Raw genomic sequence first — 363 nt, 5'->3', positions numbered from 1 at the left:
CGAGAGTGCGAGAGTGCGAGCCAGTGTGTCTTTGGCTTTCATGCCAGTCAAGGTTTTCAAGCGATGGTGCACGTGTTTTACCGGGCGTTTGCTTGGTTTTTTCCCCCTAGGCTCTAGGACTTTCTCTCTTATCTGCCCTTCCTCGTTACTCACCTTCTCATTTCTGCTTTTCTTCAGATGTAAAAAAGCCCTGACCGTCAGGTCAGGGCTTTTTTAAATTTGAAGCCTGGCGATGTCCTACTCTCACATGGGGAAACCCCACACTACCATCGGCGCTGTTACGTTTCACTACTGAGTTCGGCATGGGTTCAGGTGGGTCCATAACGCTATGGTCGCCAAGCAAATCTTGTTGTGTTCCCCGCT

1 rRNA gene is annotated in these 363 nt (G+C 50.1%); it reads right to left on the bottom strand.

The features are described 5' to 3' along the window. Nucleotides 1–224 precede the first annotated feature (224 nt). A 5S ribosomal RNA gene (gene rrf / locus BCT27_RS10855) occupies nucleotides 225–340 on the bottom strand. Nucleotides 341–363 lie beyond the last annotated feature (23 nt).

Origin of the sequence: Enterovibrio norvegicus (genome assembly GCF_002876705.1) — a bacterium.
Lineage (GTDB): Bacteria > Pseudomonadota > Gammaproteobacteria > Enterobacterales > Vibrionaceae > Enterovibrio > Enterovibrio norvegicus_B.
This window is presented reverse-complemented; position numbering and strand designations above follow the sequence as displayed.